This window comes from Lentzea californiensis (genome assembly GCF_024648825.1).
In the GTDB taxonomy this organism is placed as follows: Bacteria; Actinomycetota; Actinomycetes; order Mycobacteriales; family Pseudonocardiaceae; genus Lentzea; species Lentzea californiensis.
Map to the genome: position 1 here is coordinate 75,748 of NZ_JANBBE010000019.1, position 17,788 is coordinate 93,535.

General features: G+C 68.8%; 19 protein-coding genes. 3 read left to right on the plus strand and 16 right to left on the minus strand.

Translation table 11 applies throughout. The features are described 5' to 3' along the window. Positions 1-404: 404 nt before the first annotated feature. Positions 405-899: a hypothetical protein gene (locus tag LX88_RS40860; protein WP_258953115.1), complete on the minus strand. Its 495-nt coding sequence runs from the start codon at positions 897-899 to the stop codon at positions 405-407. A 116-nt stretch (positions 900-1,015) separates the two neighbouring features. On the opposite strand from LX88_RS40860, the gene LX88_RS40865 reads away from it, so the two are divergent. Beyond that, positions 1,016-2,338 (plus strand): amino acid permease, encoded by a 1,323-nt coding sequence (locus tag LX88_RS40865; RefSeq protein WP_258953116.1) that lies wholly within the window; start codon positions 1,016-1,018, stop codon positions 2,336-2,338. Between the two features lie 3 nt (positions 2,339-2,341). On the opposite strand, the gene LX88_RS40870 is transcribed toward LX88_RS40865, so the two are convergent. The 4 genes from LX88_RS40870 to LX88_RS40885 form a co-directional block, all read right to left on the minus strand. Continuing rightward, positions 2,342-2,848 carry an NlpC/P60 family protein gene (locus tag LX88_RS40870; RefSeq protein ID WP_258953117.1) on the minus strand — a complete coding sequence of 169 codons (507 nt, stop codon included), beginning with the start codon at positions 2,846-2,848 and terminating at the stop codon, positions 2,342-2,344. 155 nt (positions 2,849-3,003) lie between these two features. Further along, positions 3,004-3,261 carry a helix-turn-helix domain-containing protein gene (locus LX88_RS40875; protein WP_090010909.1) on the minus strand — a complete coding sequence of 86 codons (258 nt, stop codon included), beginning with the start codon at positions 3,259-3,261 and terminating at the stop codon, positions 3,004-3,006. A gap of 267 nt (positions 3,262-3,528) precedes the next feature. Beyond that, positions 3,529-4,164: a UdgX family uracil-DNA binding protein gene (locus LX88_RS40880; RefSeq protein WP_258953118.1), complete on the minus strand. Its 636-nt coding sequence runs from the start codon at positions 4,162-4,164 to the stop codon at positions 3,529-3,531. Further along, positions 4,142-4,321 (minus strand): CsbD family protein, encoded by a 180-nt coding sequence (locus LX88_RS40885; RefSeq protein ID WP_090065142.1) that lies wholly within the window; start codon positions 4,319-4,321, stop codon positions 4,142-4,144. Before LX88_RS40885 ends, LX88_RS40880 begins: the two co-directional genes overlap by 23 nt. 186 nt (positions 4,322-4,507) lie before the next feature. On the opposite strand from LX88_RS40885, the gene LX88_RS40890 reads away from it, so the two are divergent. Beyond that, positions 4,508-4,852, plus strand: a complete 345-nt coding sequence (locus LX88_RS40890; RefSeq protein ID WP_245983899.1) for an ANTAR domain-containing protein — start codon at positions 4,508-4,510, stop codon at positions 4,850-4,852. On the opposite strand, the gene treZ is transcribed toward LX88_RS40890, so the two are convergent. The 8 genes from treZ to LX88_RS40930 form a co-directional block, all read right to left on the minus strand. Then, positions 4,771-6,453 (minus strand): malto-oligosyltrehalose trehalohydrolase, encoded by a 1,683-nt coding sequence (gene treZ / locus LX88_RS40895; RefSeq protein WP_258953119.1) that lies wholly within the window; start codon positions 6,451-6,453, stop codon positions 4,771-4,773. The two genes, LX88_RS40890 and treZ, sit on opposite strands and share 82 nt — an antisense overlap. Further along, positions 6,450-8,528 (minus strand): malto-oligosyltrehalose synthase, encoded by a 2,079-nt coding sequence (gene treY, locus LX88_RS40900; protein ID WP_258953120.1) that lies wholly within the window; start codon positions 8,526-8,528, stop codon positions 6,450-6,452. Before treY ends, treZ begins: the two co-directional genes overlap by 4 nt. Next, a complete protein-coding gene (gene glgX / locus LX88_RS40905; RefSeq protein ID WP_258953121.1) occupies positions 8,528-10,633 on the minus strand; it encodes a glycogen debranching protein GlgX in 2,106 nt (701 codons plus the stop codon). Before glgX ends, treY begins: the two co-directional genes overlap by 1 nt. A 131-nt stretch (positions 10,634-10,764) precedes the next feature. Next, positions 10,765-11,106, minus strand: coding sequence for a hypothetical protein (locus LX88_RS40910; protein WP_258953122.1), 342 nt, complete (start codon positions 11,104-11,106; stop codon positions 10,765-10,767). Between the two features lie 119 nt (positions 11,107-11,225). Further along, on the minus strand, positions 11,226-11,528 hold the full coding sequence (locus LX88_RS40915; RefSeq protein WP_090065276.1) for a hypothetical protein: 303 nt from the start codon (positions 11,526-11,528) through the stop codon (positions 11,226-11,228). Positions 11,529-11,622: 94 nt separating this feature from the next. Next, the gene (locus tag LX88_RS40920; protein WP_258953123.1) at positions 11,623-13,437 is read right to left on the minus strand and encodes a 4-alpha-glucanotransferase; all 1,815 of its coding nucleotides are present in this window, start codon (positions 13,435-13,437) and stop codon (positions 11,623-11,625) included. Between the two features lie 105 nt (positions 13,438-13,542). Then, on the minus strand, positions 13,543-13,968 hold the full coding sequence (locus LX88_RS40925; protein WP_258953124.1) for a RidA family protein: 426 nt from the start codon (positions 13,966-13,968) through the stop codon (positions 13,543-13,545). A 13-nt stretch (positions 13,969-13,981) separates the two neighbouring features. After that, positions 13,982-14,893, minus strand: a complete 912-nt coding sequence (locus LX88_RS40930; protein ID WP_258953165.1) for a LacI family DNA-binding transcriptional regulator — start codon at positions 14,891-14,893, stop codon at positions 13,982-13,984. A 31-nt stretch (positions 14,894-14,924) separates the two neighbouring features. Between LX88_RS40930 and LX88_RS40935 the strand changes: the two genes are divergently transcribed. Then, complete coding sequence (locus LX88_RS40935; protein WP_258953125.1) at positions 14,925-15,374, plus strand: peroxiredoxin; 450 nt, start codon at positions 14,925-14,927, stop codon at positions 15,372-15,374. On the opposite strand, the gene LX88_RS40940 is transcribed toward LX88_RS40935, so the two are convergent. Genes LX88_RS40940 through LX88_RS40950 form a run of 3 tightly spaced genes read right to left on the minus strand, consistent with a single transcriptional unit; the run spans position 15,361 to position 17,787 of the window. Beyond that, positions 15,361-15,852: an MmpS family transport accessory protein gene (locus LX88_RS40940; RefSeq protein ID WP_258953126.1), complete on the minus strand. Its 492-nt coding sequence runs from the start codon at positions 15,850-15,852 to the stop codon at positions 15,361-15,363. The two genes, LX88_RS40935 and LX88_RS40940, sit on opposite strands and share 14 nt — an antisense overlap. 44 nt (positions 15,853-15,896) lie before the next feature. Then, positions 15,897-17,177: a glycosyltransferase gene (locus LX88_RS40945; protein WP_258953127.1), complete on the minus strand. Its 1,281-nt coding sequence runs from the start codon at positions 17,175-17,177 to the stop codon at positions 15,897-15,899. A 40-nt stretch (positions 17,178-17,217) separates the two neighbouring features. Continuing rightward, entirely contained in the window at positions 17,218-17,787 is a 570-nt protein-coding gene (locus tag LX88_RS40950; protein ID WP_258953128.1) for a TetR/AcrR family transcriptional regulator, read from the minus strand. Position 17,788: the final 1 nt, after the last annotated feature.

A 17,788-nucleotide genomic window follows, 5' to 3' on the forward strand; every position in this document is an offset into this window, starting at 1 on the left:
AACTGGTCCGCATTCGGGCCGAGGGAGTCGCTTCGGGGTGACTCCCTCACGCAGCCGATGAGTGATGTCTAGTCGTAACCGCGAACGTGCCCGTCCTCGTCGGCGAGAATCTCGTAGCCGTCCATGCCCAGCTCCTTCCGTTGGTGTCCGACCTCATAAACCGTAGAGCCTCAGACGCGTCCTGTGGAGTGAATTTACATCGCAATCGGGGTAGCCGAAGATAACCCAGAGCAGTCGTGGTGACGGCTCTATCTCGATTCCGAAGCGTCAAGAACAACGCAAGAATGGGCCGCTCACCTACGCGTAACAAAGCGCTCCCAGGCGTAACCGGAAATCGATTCAGTGATCGTGAAAGTCCTGGAAGACCGGGATGGCGAATCACGCCGTTACGACTGCGCGAAGAGTCACCGCAGCCCGGCGGTCTCCGTGACCGCCCTCAGCGCCGCCACCACGGCCGAGAACGGCGGCACGAACGGCTTCACGGCCGGCACCTCGCCGTGCCACCGGACCCCGCCGCCGTCGATCCGCGACGGCGGCAACGGCACGAGCGTCCCCAGCCGGTGCGTCAGCGCGCCCCGCGCCCGCAACCGGATCAGGTTCACCTGCGACGCCTCGTCGGCGGACTCGGTGAGGATGAGCCATCGCCCGGGAGCCCCCGCGGCCGAGGGCAGCACCACCACCGGGCCGCCCAGCATCCGCACGGACAGATAGGCCTGCACCTCCCGGCCGATCCCCGCCGCCATCTCCACGGCGGACACCGAATGGTCGGTGGTCAGCAGCAGGCGGTTCTCGGACCGCAGCACCAGCCACCCCCAGCCCGAGTAGCGCTCGAGCGCGCCGGCGAACGTGTCGAGCTGCGGCAGAACTCCGGCCGGTAGTACTCCCTCAGGCGAGTTCATGGATCTCACCCTCACTTGTTTCAGTACGGTGTAACTCCGATCACACGATTTGACTCTCCGCCGCCTTGAACTCACTATCGGCCCGCCATCGGCACACTCGAACGGGGCTGGAGAGCGTGAGTCACCTGCGGGAACGGCATGTCACCATGATCGCGCTGGGAGGTGTGATCGGAGCGGGCCTCTTCGTCGGGACGGGCGCCGGCATCGCGCTCGCCGGACCGGCGGTGCTCATCTCGTTCGGTCTCGCCGGAATTCTGGCGTTGCTCGTCCTGCGCATGCTCGCGGAAATGGCGGCCGAGCACCCGAGCGGCGGCGCGTTCTCCGTGCACGCGGAAAAGGCGATCGGGCCGTGGGCCGGGTTCACGGTCGGCTGGACGTACTGGGCGGCGGTCGGTGTGGTCCTCGCGGTCGAGGCGACCGGCGCGGCCAAGATCGCCTCGGGCTGGGTTCCCGCGGTGCCGCAGTGGGTCTGGGTGCTGATCTTCATGAGCGCGCTCACCGCGGTGAACCTCGTGGGCGTCCGCAACTTCGGCGAGTTCGAGTTCTGGTTCGCGGGCCTCAAGGTCGCCGCGATCGTCCTCTTCCTCGCGCTGGGGGCGGCGGCCATCGCGGGCCTGCTCCCCGGCGTCGACTCCCCCGGCACGCAGAACCTGAGCGACTTCCTGCCCCACGGCTGGGGAGGCGTCATCGCCGGGTTCATGGCGGTGGTGTTCGCGTTCGGCGGCCTGGAGGTCGTCACGATCGCGGCCGCCGACGCCGAGAACCCCCAGCACGCCGTCAAGAAGGCCGTCCGGACGTCCATGACCCGGCTGCTCGTGTTCTACCTCGGCTCGATGGCCGTCGTCGTGACGCTCCTGCCGTGGAACGACTCGGAGGTCGGCGCCAGCCCGTACGTCGCGGTGCTGAACCGGATCGGGATCCCGGCGGCCGGGCAGATCATGAACGTCGTCATCTTCGTGGCGCTGCTGAGCGCCATCAACGCCACGCTCTACGGCGCCGCGCGCATGCTGAGCTCACTGGCCGAACGCGGCGAGGCCCCGAAAGCCTTGCTGGTCAAGAAGAACGGTGTGCCGCGCAACGCGGTGCTGGCCTCCACGGCTTTCGGGTTCTTCTCCGTGCTCCTCAACTACCTGTGGCCGGACACGGTGTTCCTGCTGCTGCTCAACGCGGTGGGCTCGGCGCTGCTGGTCGTCTGGGCGTTCATCGCGGTCTCGCAGATCCGGCTGCGCCGCACGATGGAGAACCCGGCGGTCCCCATGTGGGGCCATCCGTACCTCTCCTGGCTGGCGCTGGCCGCGATCGCCGGCGTCATCGTGCTGATGCTGAGCGACGAGCAGGCCCGCGGGCAGATCCTGTCCACGGGCGTGCTCGTCGCCGTGGTCGCGGCGGTGGCGCTCAGCCGGTCGGCCTTGCGCCTGCGCCACCACGACCGGACCTGACGCTCAGCCCGTGACGTTCTTCAACCGGTAGGGCTTGTACTTCGAGTTCGTCAGGCCGTACGTGAGCACGCGGTGGTCGGTGCCGTGGCCGCCGCGTTGCTCGTAGGCCATGTACTGCGACTTGTCGGCCTTCGTCCACTTCTCGAAGATCACGACGTGGCGGAAGTCGTCGCCGGGTTCGTCGACCGGGTCGATGAAGAGATCACCGGGCTTGAGATCGGCGATCTTGATCGGAGTCGTGTACTTGCTGGTGGCGAGAGCGACGGTGTTCGGCCCACCCTTGGGATTGGCGTTCCCCAGTGTCGCGGCCATCGAGACGAAGCCCGAACAATCCTGCCGATAGCCGTCCTTCCAGTACTTGGACATGCTGTACGGCACCTGCTTGCCGTTGTTCGCGGTCAGCCAGGTGGCCGCCCGCTTGAGCACCTCACCCCTGCTGATCTGCGCTTCCGGCGTTGCGGACGCCACGGGCGCGCCGACGAGAACGAACGCGAAGAACGCAGCGATCACAGCTGAAATGAATTTCACCATTTCCCCCTGATTCGAGAAGAGCGAATCTCGTGGATCCACCCGAACACGGGGCACAACGGGTCGTCAAGGTCATCTGCTGAACTGCCGCTGATCTCAAACTTTAGTGGTAACTCGACCGAGCGAATTCTCCGCGATCAGGCCGATCGGCTCTGCGGGGTCAGCAGTTCGTTGATGGAATCGAGGGAGATCCCGAGTGCACCGGCGAGGGCGGCGATGGTGAAGAACGACGGCGTGGGGGCGCGTCCCGTCTCGATCTTGCGCACGGTCTCGGCGGACAGGCCGGCGCGTGCCGCGATCTCGACCATGCTCGCCTCGCCGCGGGCGTCCCGCAGCAGCTGACCGAGCCTTCGGCCGCGCTCCCGTTCCAGCGACGTCAGTGGGATGCGCACCATGCCTGCGGATTCTACGCGAAACGGGCGCCCGAGGTGACGTGAGAAAAGTCCGTTGCGAGCCCCGCCGCAGTCGACGTAGGTTCGTCTTACACACGAGAGGAGGTGGTCCGAAGTTGTATAGCAACAGGACTCGTGAGGTGGCTGTCCGATAGGACCGCCTTTTGGTGACGCCTAGTCGTAAACCCAGGCAGCCACCCGACCCCCGGACTTCGAGCGCTGGTCCCGCTCGGCCTGCTCGCGCAGGAGTCGTCCGGGGGTTGTCCCGTTTCAGGGCGTCTTCAGGGCCTTCAGGTCCGCGACGAACGCGTCGAACGCCTCGCTGAAGTTCTCCGCGCGTACGACGGACGACGGGTGCACCGTCACCCCGACCTTCAGCCCGTCGTGGTCCAGCACCTGACCGCGATTCTCAGTCAGCTTGAACGACGGCCCCAGCACCGCCTTGGCCGCCACGGCCCCCAGCACGACCACGAGCCGGGGCTTCACCACCCGGATCTCCTCGCGCAGCCAGGGGAAGCACGCCACGACCTCGCTGCGCCGGGGCTGCTGGTGGATCCGGCGCTTCCCGCGCTCGGTGAACCGGAAGTGCTTCACCGCGTTCGTCAGGTACGCCTTCGAGCGATCTATGCCGGCTGCCTCGAACGCCTTGTCCAGCAACCGTCCGGCGGGCCCCACGAACACGTGGCCCGCGGTGTCCTCGCGATCACCCGGGCACTCCCCGACCACCATCAGGCGGGCCGGTACCGGGCCCTCGCCGAACACGGTCTGCGTCGCGTCCCGGTAGAGCTCGCACCCGTGACACCCCACGGCCGCAGAACGCAAAGCCGCCCAGTCCGCCCCCTCGGGGACGTACTGGGCGGCATCCGCGTTCTTGCCAGGACTGCTACTTGTCCGAGCGGAAGGCATCCTTGACCTTCTCACCGGCCTGCTTGATGTCGGCCTTGGCGCGCTCCGCGCGGCCCTCGGCCTGCCACTGCTCGTTGTCGGTGGCGTCGCCGACGGCTTCCTTGGCGCGACCCTTGAGTTCTTCGGCCTTGTTCTCGAACTTCTCATCGGCACCCATGCAACTCGGTTACCCGGCGAGCACCGTCCGAAACAGTTGATAAGGTGATCACTCGCGGTTGAGAACCCAGCCGCAAGCCGATGTGACGGCTTGCCCTGGGTGTGCCCGCCTTTCGCCATGCAGCTCCCGAGCACCGTCGTCACACCGGCATGCCGCTGTGACATGACGACGCGAAAGGAGCCGGCGGTGTCGTCCGCGAGAATCACCGCCCTCGAGGCCGAGGTGGCGGGGCTGCGCAAAGCTCTGGTGTCCCGGACTGTCATCGGGCAGGCCACGGGCCTGATCGCCGCACGCAAACCCTGCACACCCCAGCAGGCTTTCCAGCTGCTGGTGCACATCTCCCAGCACCACAACATCAAGCTGCACGTCGCCGCGGACCGGCTGGTCACGGCGTTCGTGCACGCGTACCTGGGGCGGCCCGTCGACCTGGCCGACCAGATGTTGTGGGATCACGTCGACGCGACGACCGCGAACGAGTCCGGTGGAAGCGACGACGGGTTCGCCGAGGAGGCGAGCAGCACTTCTCCGTGAGGCAACGGGACGGGGGTCGTGCCGAGGTTCACCACCACGCGGATCGCTCCGCGGTGCAACACCAAGCACTCCCCGTCCTGCTTCACGACGAACCTGTCCAGTCGCGGGTCGGCCAGCTCAGGGCGGGAGCGGCGCAACGCGATCAGGGCCTTGTAGGTCTCCAGGACCTCGGCGTGGTCACCCTCCCGCACCTCGTCCCAGCGCAGCCGCGAGTTCTCGACCGTCTGGGGCGACATCGGGTCCGGAACGTCGGATTCGCCCCATCCGTGCCGTGAGAACTCACGCCTTCGGCCGGTACGGACGGCCTCCGCGAGCTGCGGGTCCGGGAACGACGCGAAGAACTGCCACGGGGTGGACGCCGCCCACTCCTCCCCCATGAAGATCATGGGCGTGTACGGCGAAGTCAGCACGATTGCGGCTGCACACAACAACTTCCCCGTCGACACGGACGCGGTCAACCGGTCCCCGGAGGCCCGGTTGCCGATCTGGTCGTGGTTCTGCGTGTACGCGAGGAACCGGTAACCGGGGATCAGCGCCGTGTCGACCGGCTTGCCGTGGTGCTTCTCACGGAACGACGACCAGGTGCCGGCGTGGAAGAACACCTTCTCCAGCGTGTTCTTCAACGCTCCCGGCGCCGCGAAGTCCTCGTAGTAACCGTAGGTCTCGCCGGTCAGCGCGACGTGCAGGCAGTGGTGCAGGTCGTCCGACCACTGCGCCTGCAGGCCGTAGCCGCCGGCTTCGCGCGACGTCACGAGCCTGGCGTCGTTCAGGTCGGACTCGGCGATCAACGTGAGCGGCCGGCCGACGGACGCCGACAGGGCGTCCACCTCGGCGGCCATCTCCTCGAGGACGTGGGTCGCCCTCTGGTCCGCCAGCGCGTGCACGGCGTCGAGCCGCAGCCCGTCGACGTGGAAGTCCCGCAACCACTGCACCGCGTTGTCGATGACGTACCGGCGCACCTCGTCGGAGCCCGGCCCGTCCAGGTTCAGCCCGGGACCCCAGTCGTTGCGCCCGGCGAAGTACGGCCCGAACTTGTCGAGGTACGCACCGGACGGCCCGAGGTGGTTGTAGACGACGTCCAGCAGCACGGCCAGACCGCGCGCATGGCACGCGTCCACGAACCGCTTGAACCCGTCCGGCCCGCCGTAGGGCTGGTGGACGGCGCCCCACAGCACGCCGTCGTAACCCCAGCCCTCGACGCCGTCGAAGCTGTTGACCGGCATGACCTCGACGAACGAGATGCCGAGGTCCACCAGGTGGTCGAGCTTGCCGATGGCCGCGTCGAACGTGCCCTCTGGCGTGAACGTGCCGATGTGCAGCTCGTAGATCACACCACCGGGCAGCGCCCGGCCGGTCCACCCGCTGTCGGTCCACGCGAACTCGTGGGAGTACACCCGCGAGGCCTCGTGCACCCCGCGCGGCTGCCACAGCGACCGCGGATCCGGGTACGCCTGGCTCTCGATGACGAACGCGTAGTCCGTGCCCACCGGCGATTCGACGTCGGAACGCCACCAGTCGCCGTCGCGCTTCATCTCGTGGTCGGCACCGTCGACGCGGACGTGCACCGACTCGGGCGTCGGCGCCCAGACGGAGAAGCTCACTGATCCCCCTGCACCAGCAGCGCTACCGGATAGGTGTCGAGCAACGACGCCAGGTCCTCCGTCGCCGGACGCCCGGTGAGCACGTCCGTCCACTTCGCACCCGGCAGCGGCAGAACCGTGTCCTGCCAGCCCTTCTGCTCCAGGCCGACCGGCAGCCTCGTCGCCACCGTGATCACCCCGGACCGTTCGAACGCCAGCACGTGCTCGGCGGCCGGACCCTCGGCGTGCAGCGGCCGGTAGCCGTGCAGGCCGCGCTTGCGCACGTGCAAGGCCTTCTGCACCACGAGGAGCTTGGCCGCGCCCGAGTCGTCGACCTCCGGCAGCCAGCCGGATTCGATGCGCGCCAACAGGTCCCGGCGCACGTCGTAGTCGACGGGCCTGCGGTTGTCCGGGTCGACCAGTGAGAAGTCCCACAGCTCGGTGCCCTGGTACACGTCCGGCACCCCCGGCGCGGTGAGCTGGACCAGCTTCTGCCCCAGCGAGTTCGACCAGCCGGGAGCCTTGATCCGTTCGGCGAACGCGGCGACCTCGGGCTCGTTCAGCGCCTTCGCCGGCCACGCGGCCACCTCGGCGTCGAACTCGGCGTTCCGGTCGACCCACGAGGTCTTGATCTTCGCCTCGCGCGACGCCTTCTCCAGGTACTGCCCCAGCCGTTCCTCGGTGAGCGGCCACGCGCCGACGACCGACTGCCACGCCAGGCGGTTCAGCGTCGGTTCGGAGAGGCCGTGCTTCTGGCTCATCTCGGCCTCGAACGCGAGGTAGGCGTCCGGGATCTCCGCGAGCACCGCGAGCCTCGCCCGCACGTCCTCCGAACGCTTCGTGTCGTGCGTCGACAGCGCCGTCATGGCAGCCGGCTCAGCGGACTCACGCCGGGCGGCGCGCTGGTGGAACTCGCTGACGGGCAGGCCGAACCTGTCCGGCGAGCCGCCGACCTCGTTGAGCGCCACGAAGTTCGTGTACCGGTAGAACGCCGTGTCCTCGGTGCCCTTCGCGACGACCATGCCGGACGTCTGCTGGATCCTGGTCGCCAGCTCGCCGTGCGGATCGGCGCGGACCTGCTCGTCCAGCGCGCGCACGGCGGGCGACCTGCTCAGCCTGACCGCGGTCTCCCAGTGCCGCAGGCCTTCCGGGAGGTACGACCGGTAGACCGGGAAGTTGACCATCACCTCGGCGACGGCACGGCACGCCTCCTCGAACTCCACCCCTTCGACGAGGCGCGCGATGCGGCGCACCTCCGCCACCAGGATCGAGTCCGCGACCTGCTGCCGTGAGGAGTGCTCGACCGAGTGGAAGTCGCCGTCGTAGGCGTCCGTGGGTGCGATGAACACGCCGCAGATCTCGCGCAGCGCGTCGTAGCCCGTGGTGCCGTCGACCGGCCAGCTCTGCGGCAGCGACTCGTCCGGCCCGAGGATCTTCTCCACGACCAGCCAGCCGTCGAAGTGCTCGCGCAGCCGCCGGAAGTAGCCGCCGGGGTCGGCGAGCCCGTCCGGGTGGTCGATGCGCAATCCCGTGACACCCCACGACAACACCTCCCGGTGCGTCGCCTCGAACACCTCGGGGTCCTCGACCCGCACCGCCGCGAGCTCGGTGATGTCGAAGAACCTGCGGTAGTTCAGCTCGGTGTTCCCGCGCCGCCAGTTCGCCTTCAGGTAGTGCTCGTGGACCTCTTCGGGAGCGTCCTCGCCCAAAACAGGCAGCAGCACCTTGCCCGACGACCAGTCGATGTCGAAGTACCGCGCGTACTTCGAGGCCTGGCCGTGCGCGAGCACGTCCTCCCACCACGGGTTCGGCACGACCATGTGGTTCGGCACGATGTCGACCACCAGGCCGAGGTCCAGCGCCTTCAGCCGGACCTGCAGCGCGACCCGCTCGGCGTCGCCGCCCAGCTCGGGCCGCGCGCGAGTCGGATCGGTGACGTCGTAGCCGTGGGTCGAGCCCTCCCGCGCGTCGAGCATCGGCGACCCGTAGAGCGCGCCCACTCCCAGGCGCGCCAGGTAGTCCGCGATGCCGGCGGCGTCGGCGAAGGTGAACGACGGGGTGAACTGGACGCGGTAGGTCGAGGACGGCGCGCCCATCAGCCCACCCGCTGCAGCACGACGAGCGACCGCGCGGTGAGCGACAGCTGCCCGGAGGCGGCGATCGGCTTCTCGTTGCCGCCGACCTCCCCGGTCGTGGTGTTCACGACGACCCTCCACTCGGGACCGTACTCGGGGTCGGGCAAGGTGACCTGGATGTCCTCGTGGTGCGCGTTGAACGCCATCAGGAACGAGTCGTCGGTAACCCGCATGCCGCGCGAGTCGAGGTCGGGGATGCCCTCGCCGTTGAGGAAGACGACGATGCACCTGCCGAAGTCGTCCTCCCAGTTCTGCTCGGTCATCTCCTCGCCCGCCGGCGTGAACCACGCGATGTCGCGCAGCTCCTCGCCCTTGCGGATCGGCCGGCCCGCGAAGAACCGGCGGCGCCGGAACACCGGGTGCGCCTTGCGGAACGCGGCGAGCGCCGAGGTGAACTCGGCCAGCTCGGCGTTGGCCTCGAGCAGCGACCAGTCGACCCAGGAGACCTCGTTGTCCTGGCAGTAGGCGTTGTTGTTGCCGTTCTGCGTGCGGCCGAACTCGTCGCCGTTCACGATCATCGGCACGCCCTGCGACAGCAGCATCGTCGCCATCAGGTTGCGCCGCTGCCGGCGCCGGAGCGCGAGGATCTCCTCATCGTCCGTCGGCCCCTCGACACCGCAGTTCCAGGACCGGTTGTGGCTCTCGCCGTCCTGGTTGTCCTCGCCGTTGGCCTCGTTGTGCTTCTCGTTGTACGACACCAGGTCGTTCAGCGTGAAGCCGTCGTGCGCCGTCACGAAGTTGATCGACGCGTACGGCCGGCGGCCGTCGTCCTGGTAGAGGTCGCTGCTGCCGGTGATGCGCGACGCGAACTCGCCGAGCGTCGCGGGCTCACCGCGCCAGAAGTCGCGGACCGTGTCGCGGTACTTGCCGTTCCACTCCGTCCACAGTGGAGGGAAGTTGCCGACCTGGTAGCCACCGGGACCGACGTCCCACGGCTCGGCGATCAGCTTGACCTGCGACACGACCGGGTCCTGCTGCACGACCTCGAAGAACGTCGCCAGCCTGTCCACGTCGTAGAACTCACGGGCGAGGGTGGCCGCGAGGTCGAACCGGAAGCCGTCGACGTGCATCTCGGTGACCCAGTACCGCAGCGAGTCCATGATCAGCTGCAGCGTGTGCGGCGTGCGCACGTTCAGCGAGTTGCCCGTGCCCGTGTAGTCCGTGTAGTACTGCGGGTCGTCGTCCTCGAGCCGGTAGTACGCCTCGTTGTCGATACCGCGCATCGACAGCGTCGGCCCGAGGTGGTTGCCCTCCGCCGTGTGGTTGTAGACGACGTCGAGGATGACCTCGATGCCCGCCTGGTGCAGGGCCCTGACCATGCCCTTGAACTCCTGCACCTGGTTGAGCGGCAACGCCGAGTAGCCGTCGTGCGGCGCGAAGAACCCGATCGTGTTGTAGCCCCAGTAGTTGCTGAGCCTGCGCTCCGCCAGCGTGTGATCGCTGATGAACTGGTGCACCGGCATCAGCTCGACCGCGGTGACGCCGATCTTGACGAGGTGGTCGATCATCACCGGATGCGCGAGACCCGCGTACGTGCCCCGCAGGCGCGGCGGGATCTCCGGGTGGTCGATGGTGAGACCGCGAACGTGCGCCTCGTAGATGACGCTCTCGTTGTACGGCGTCTTCGGCAGCCTGTCGTTCGTCCAGTCGAAGAACGGGTTCACCACCACGGATTTCGACACGTACGGCGCGGAATCGTCGTCGTTGCGCTCGTCCGGCGACCCGAACTTGTAGCCGTACAGCGCCTCGTCCCACGACAGGCCGTTCGAGATGGCCTTGGCGTACGGGTCGATCAGCAGCTTGTTGGGGTTGCAGCGCAGGCCTCGCGCCGGGTCGTACGGGCCGTGCACGCGGTATCCGTAGCGTTGTCCCGGGCCCACGCCCAGCAGGTAGCCGTGGTGGACGAAACCGTCCACCTCCGGCATCCGCACGCGTGTCTCCGTGCCGTCCTCGTCGAAGAGGCAGAGCTCGACGTACTCGGCGACTTCGGAGAACAGGGCGAAATTGGTGCCCACTCCGTCGTAGCCGGCGCCAAGCGGGTAGGGCCTACCGGGCCAGGGTCGCACAATGCTCCTCGTCGCAAGAAACTAGCTGCTGAAAAGACCATATCCGTGCGACAACGTCGTGGCATCACGTCGTTGCGGCACGGCAGGCCGGGTTCTCATCCGGTCCGGTCACCCGGTGCGGGGACGACGTGTCAAGGCCACCAGTCCACGTGCAGCGGGTCTTCAGGTGGGCGCCACGCCCGTTCGAGCCGCCGGGGCTTCAGGGGTGTCAGCCCGGCCTTCACCGCGCCAGGATCCGAGCGGATCTTGGACGACGGGGACCAGCGGGCTGCCACGACCAGACAACTACCCAGTCGGCGCGCTTCGTACTCCTGCTGACGAAACTCCGCGCGCGAGACTGGGCGGGACCTGCGGCGCGACACGACCGGCGCGTGGGCCGAAGCGCGCGCGAACCTCACGGCACCGCGGTGCGCGGGCAGTGCCCACGCCAGGGCCGGGTTCGATGCGAACCGGCAGGCCTGGTGAACGATCACACCCGAACCCTACGAGCGAGCACTGACGTTTCCGGCCCGCTGCAGCAAGGTTCTCACGAGAGTGGGAGCGGCTTTATTCGATCGTGTGATCGTCACCCTGCGGCGACTACCGGACGCAGTCACACTCCTTCGTGCGCCAGCACCAACTGGCCGCGGGCGGCGGTCAGCAATGTGCGGGCTTCCTGGATCTCCACGTACTTCAGGTGTTCACACGCGGCCTCGGCGCACGCCAGCGCGTGCTGCAGGGCCGTGTTGTCGTCCACGGGACCGGCGTCCCGCAGCGCGTCACGCAGGGATTCCTCCGCGCGCCGTGCCCCGACGACCGGGTCGCCGAGCGCAGTGGGTCTCACCGAAGCGAGGACCTGCTCGACGGCCAGTTCAAGCACGCCGGTCGATGTCCGCGTGCCCACGGCTGAGCTCATTTGGTACGCCACCTCCAAGAACGTTCGTCTTCCGCCGTCCGGTGACGGCTTTAGAGTACTACTCAGGTCTATGACCTGCCGTTACGCAAAAGTTTCATGTTCTGCGGCTGCGGAGCGGCCGGGTGACCTCACGGACGCGGGGGAAGAACTCGTCCAGGTCCACCGGCAGCGGGATTCTCCAGTTCGGGTGCTCGTCGATGGTGCCCGGCACGTTCGGCTGCCGGGTTTCCCGCAGAGCGTCCTGAGGTGAAGTCAGGACCAACGCGCAGGGTGCCTGCGCGAGCAGTTCGTGGGCGCCCTCGACCCTGTCCGCGGGCTTGATGCCCTCCTGGCGCATCAGCTCGTCGAAGTCGGGGCCGTCCGGTCCGGCGAAGAACGTCGCCGCGGTCGGCAGGTCGTGCGTCGAGATGCTGGCCATCTGGTTCGGGTTCCACTGCGACGGCGGGATCAGCGGGTGACCCTCGGCGTAGTAGTCGCGCTGGAAGTACAGGACGGCGCTGGTCAGCATGCCGTTCTCCTGCAACGTCTTCGTGACGACCGGCTCGACCGTGCCGAGGTCCTCGCCGACCACGACCGCACCCGCCCGGTACGCCTCCAGCGCGAGCACGCCGAGCATGGCGTCCGCGTCGTAGTAGACGTACGTGCCGCGCGACGGCGGCTCGCCCGGCGGGATCCACCAGAGCCGCCACAGGCCCGCGACGTGGTCGATGCGGATGCCGTCCGCGTGCTGCAGGACGCTGCGCAGCACCTGCCGGAACGGCCGGTAGCCGGTCTCGGCGAGCCTGTCCGGGCGCCACGGCGGCAGGCCCCAGCCCTGGCCGTCCGCGCTGAACGCGTCGGGCGGCGCGCCCACCGTGACGTCGATGGCGAACGCGTCGGGGTCGGCGAACGTGTCCGCGCCACCGGGGTCGACGCCCACCGGCAGGTCGTGGATGACGCCGACGGCCATGCCGGCCTCGTGCGCGGCGAGCCGGACGTCCTGGAGCTGGCGGGTGCAGAGGTGCTGCACCCAGGCGTGGAACGCGACCCGTTCGGCCGGTGGGTCCTCCCGGTCGGCCGGCCACTCGCGCCAGTCCTTGCCGTGGATCTCGGCGAGCGCGCAGTAGGTCGCGAACTTCTCCAGCTCGGCGTCCATCTCGACCTCGCCGCCGGGGAAGAGCAGTTCCAGTGCCTGCTTCTTCGCGTCCCACACGGCGTCGTAGTCGATCAGGTCCTCGTTCACGGGCTTGAGGTCGCGGATGAGCTGCCGGGTGCGCGGGCAGGCCTGCAGGAACTCGGCCGTGTCGGTGACGCGCAGGTAGAGCGGGTTCGCGAACCGGCGGGTCGTCGGCGAGTACGGCGAGCGCTCGACGGGATGCGTCAGGCTCGGCGCCTGCACCGGGTTGACCAGCAGGACGCCGGCGTCGAGTTCGAGGGCCGACCTGCGGGCGATCGTCGCGAGGTCGGCGAAGTCGCCCATCCCCCACGACTCCTTCGAGCGCGCGGCGTAGAGCTGGAGCATCCAGCCCCAGGTGTGCGGGACCTCGGGCAGCGTCCTGGGTGCGACGGCGAGCGTGACGGTCTGGTCCTCGGTCACCACCCGGTGCCAGCCGAGCGGCACCGAGTCCGGAAGGTGCCGTTCGACCGTGAACGAGGTGCCGTCCTCGAGTTCGACGGTCGCCGGCCCGCGCAGGTCGTACGTCTCGTACTCGCGGATGACGATCGTGGGCGGGAGCTTCTGCTCGGCCCTGCGCCGCTCGACCTCGGCGAGCTCGCGGGCGACCGAGTCCTCAGTGGACGCGTCGACTCCGAACTGGGCGAGGATCTTGACCACGACGTCGCGATCGACCGCAACCTCTTGCTGGTCCGCGTTTTCGTACCGAGTGGCTACGCCCCAAGCGTCCGCCAGCCGCGTCACCAACTGCTCCACGAGTACAAGCTATGTCACAGCTCGGTCCGCATTACCAGAGCAAATGGTCCCTGGTCACCCGATGGGTGCAGGCCGGACGGGACGCACACGCAGGGATGCTTTTACTCAAACATCCGATGCTTCACTTGGAATAGCGACGACCGCCTCGACCTCGACCAGGAAATCGGGTCCGAACAACGCCGCCACCTGAACCAGCGTGCTGGCCGGGTTGTGCACCTCGCCCAGCGCGGGCCGCAGAATTTCGTCACGTACGGCACGAATGGTCCGAACGTCTGATGCGTCGAGCACGAACCAGGTGAACTTCACGACATCCGACCAGTCGGCGCCAAACCTCCGGATGACGTGATGAAGATTGCTCAGTGCCTGCCTCGTCTGCGCCGCCAGGTCGTCGACGCCGACCACGCACCCGTCCGCGTCGACCGCCACCTGACCGGAGACGAACGCGAGCTTGCCGGTGACCGCCACGGCGTGCGCGTAGCCGGGGGTGGTCGGCAACGCGGCGAGCTCGGTCAGGCGTTCTTCGGCGGGCATGGCGCCACCCTACTCAGGCGGCGGGCCCGCTGGAGTTGCGCACGACCAGCCGCACGTGGTGCTCCGCCGGTTCGATCTCCCCGCCCCTGATCAGCGTGAACAGGTCCGCGACCGCCCGTTCCCCCTGCGCCTTCGCCGCCCCCTCGACGGCGGTCAGCCCGACGACGCGGGTGAGCTCCTGCCCGTCGAGCGACACGATCGACACCTCGTCCGGCACCGCGCGCCCGTCCCGCTGCATGCGCAGGAAGATCCCCACCGCCGCGGCACCGTTCGAGCTGATCACCGCGGTGGGCAGGCGTTCGCCGTCGAGCAGCACGTCCACCACCTGCTCGCCACCGTCGACCGTCGGCGAGCACCAGACCGTCCACTCGGGACGCACGGCGAGCCCGGCGGCGACCAGGATCTCGTCGTAGGACTCGTCGACGCCGTCGGCCAGCACCAGGGCCACGTCTCGGTGCCCCAGCCCCTGCAGGTGGGACACGGCGGTCCGCAGCGCGTGGCGGAGGTCGGTGTCGTCGACCGCGACGTGCGGGACCTCCAACGACTCCAGGGAGACCTGCTCCACCGGGGACAACGACATCGACAGCAGCAGCACACCGTCCACACGACGCCCCAGCGGCAGCTCACCGAAGAACTTCGCGCGCGCGTCCTCGTCCCCCAGCACGTAGAGCAGCACGTCGTACCCGGCCTGCCGCAACGCACCCTCCGCGCCCGCCAGCACAGGGCTGACCTCGGACGTCAGCACCGCGATCGCGTACCGGCGCCCACCGGCCAAAGAGGAGGCGTCGCGCGCGATCGCGTACTTCATCCGCCGCGCGATCTCGCTCACGTGCTGCCGGGTCGCCTCGGACACGCCCGGCTCGCCCCGCAGCGCACGCGATACGGTCGCAGCGGACACCCCTGCGGCCTTGGCCACGTCGGACATGCTGGTCACGGCCCGAGCGTATTGGAGATCCATGAAGCCAGGCGACCTCGCCCCCGACTTCACACTGCCCGACCAGGACGGCACCGACCGCAAGCTGTCGGCGCTGCTCGAGGCCGGCCCGGTCGTGCTGTTCTTCTACCCCGGCGCGATGACCACCGGGTGCACCGCGCAGAGCTGCCACTTCCGCGACCTCGCGAAGGAGTTCGCGGAGGCGGGCGCCCAGCGCGTCGGGATCTCGATGGACGACGTGGCGAAGCAGAAGCAGTTCGCCGAACTGAACGACTTCGACTACCCGCTGCTCTCCGACACCGGCGGCGACGTCGCCGAGCAGTACGGCGTGCGGCGCCGGTTCGGGCCGATCCCGGTCAAGCGGCACACGTTCGTCATCGGTGCCGGCCGGGAGATCATCGAGGTGATCAAGAGCGAGTTCTCCATGAACGCGCACGCGGACAAGGCGCTGGCCGCGCTCAGGAGTCGGTGATCGTCAGGACGCCGTAGGGCCCGGAAGCCTTGCCCTCGCGAACAGTCGCACCGTCGATCGTGTACTTCCCGTGCACCTCGGCGCCGTCCGGACCGGCGACCACCACGAGCATCACGGACTCGGACGCGCGGTCGGCGGGCACCTCGACGGTGCGCGTCCACGGCAGCGTCACGCCCGCCTCGTTGTGGATGGACGCGCCGACGGTCGCGGTGACGTTGAAGGCCTTGCCGGTGCCGGTCACCTCGAACACGACGGTCCGCTTCGCCGGAGCGGGCGAAGGCGACTGCGAGGGCACCATCACTTGGCCTGAGGAGGGGCCGGAAAGGCCCTCAAGCTTGTACATCACGTGATTGCCGAACGCGAGTCCGCCCACGACCACCGGCACCGTGATCAGCAAGAGCAACCAAGGCCACTTCGGCGACCTGGCTGGCTCGTGCAGCGGTGGTGCGATGCCGTATTCGGGCGGTTGGTGTGACATGGAGTCCCCCTCACCCCGAAATGTCGATCTCCGAGCGCCCGTCGTTACCGTGCCCCGCTCGCCGCGCCTGCCCGCGCGAGCCGTTCGACGTGGTCGGCGCTGAGCGGGCCGGCGTCGTGGCGCCGGTACTCCACCGCGAGTTCGCGTGCCCGCAGCCGGAACGTGCCGCCGTGCAGCACTTCGCGCACAGCCGCCTTGATCGCCTTCTCCGACGGCGCCGACGTGCGCAGGTTCAGCCCGGCGCCGGACCGTTCGACGCGGGCGGCCACCTCCGGCTTGTCCTCCGTCGTGCCCGCCACGACCAGCGGGACGCCCTGTGCGAGCGCGAGCTGCACTCCGCCGAACCCGCCGTTGGTGACCATGGCGGAGAGTTCCGGCAGCAGCCTGTCGTAGGGCAGGAACGGCGCGGTGAAGGCGTTGGCGGGCAACGGGCCCACGTCGTGCGCGCCGGTGCTGGCGACGACGGTGACGTGCTCGTCCGCGAGCGCGCGGATGGCGGGCAGGACGAGTTGTCCGAGGTCCGTGTCCGCGACCGTTCCCTGGGTGACGTGCACGATCGGGCGCCCCGCGGTGATCATGCGGTGCCACCAGTCCGGCAGCGCGGCCGGCGGTGCCGGGTCGACCAGCGCGCCCACGAACTCCACCTGCGGCGGCATGAACGAGCGCGGGTGTTCGAGGCCGGCGATGCCGTTCTGCAGGTGCAGGTGCTGTGACACGGTCGCGAGTTCGCGCTCGCCTTCGGGCAGGCCCAGGCCGGCGAGGATTCGGGCGCGGTGCTCGAGGACGGGCTTGAACACCACGTTGTCCAGCAGCCCGCGCACCACCGCGTACCGCAACCGGGCGAGCGGGCCGGTCCGGTGCTTGAGGCCCGGTCCGAACGGCGGCACGTCCGGCGCGGGCAGCATCATCGGCATGACGCCGACGCTGACGGCACGCGGCCCGCCGAGCTGTTCGAACACGCTCGCGCCGATGTACGCGGCGTCGTGCAGGACGAGGTCGGCCGGGCGTTCGGCCAGCGCCTTCCGCAGGTCACCGACCTGCGCCGGGATCGGGTCGAGGAACACCGCGTTCATGTCGTAGCGCAGCTTCGTGATGCCCTTGAGCTTGGCGCGCTCAGGGAACAGCTCGTCGACGTTGCGGCCCTGGTGGTCGATCGACGGGTCCATCTCGACGAACTCCGCGCCGGTGGCGGCGATCCGGTCCGCGAACACCCGGCCGGTGCACCAGCGCACGTGGTGGCCTCGCTCGGTCAGCTCACGGGCGATGGGCAGCAACGGCGCCACGTGGCCGGGGACGGGCATGGTCGCGAACAGCAGGTTCAGCACGCCTCAGTCGACCAGACCGCGCTTAACGCTCCCTAATTCGTCATCTCAAGCCGGCCAGCACGAAGTCCGCGATCTCCCCCGCCAGCTGAGCGGGCGTCTTCTGGCCGTCCGGCCGGAACCACATGGGCAGCTGGTTCACGACGCCCAGCGCGATCCGCACGACGGTGTCCGCGGGCACGACGGAGCTGAACTCGCCGTCCGCCTGCCCCTTCTCCACGACCGCGAGGAACGTCTCGTGGTAGCGGCGGCGTTCGGCGCGGAAGTCCGTCATCCGGTCCTCGCCGAGCCGGTGCAGCTCCCGGACGAACACCGCCGTCTCGTCGACCCGTTCGGCCGTCGAGATGACGAGCGACGCCAGGATCTCGCGCACCGTCTCGGCGGCGGACAGGCCGAGGCCGATGATCCGGTCCATGTCGGCGGACTGGGCCGTGATCAGCAGCCGGTAGATCTCGAAGAGCAGGTCGTCCTTCGAGCGGAAGTAGTGGTACAGCGCGCCCTTGGTGACCTCGGCGGCCTTGACGATCTCCTGCACCGAGGTCGCGTCGTAGCCCTGCGACGCGAACAGGCGCACGGCCACGTCGATGATCTTCTGCTCGGTCGCGCTGGGCACG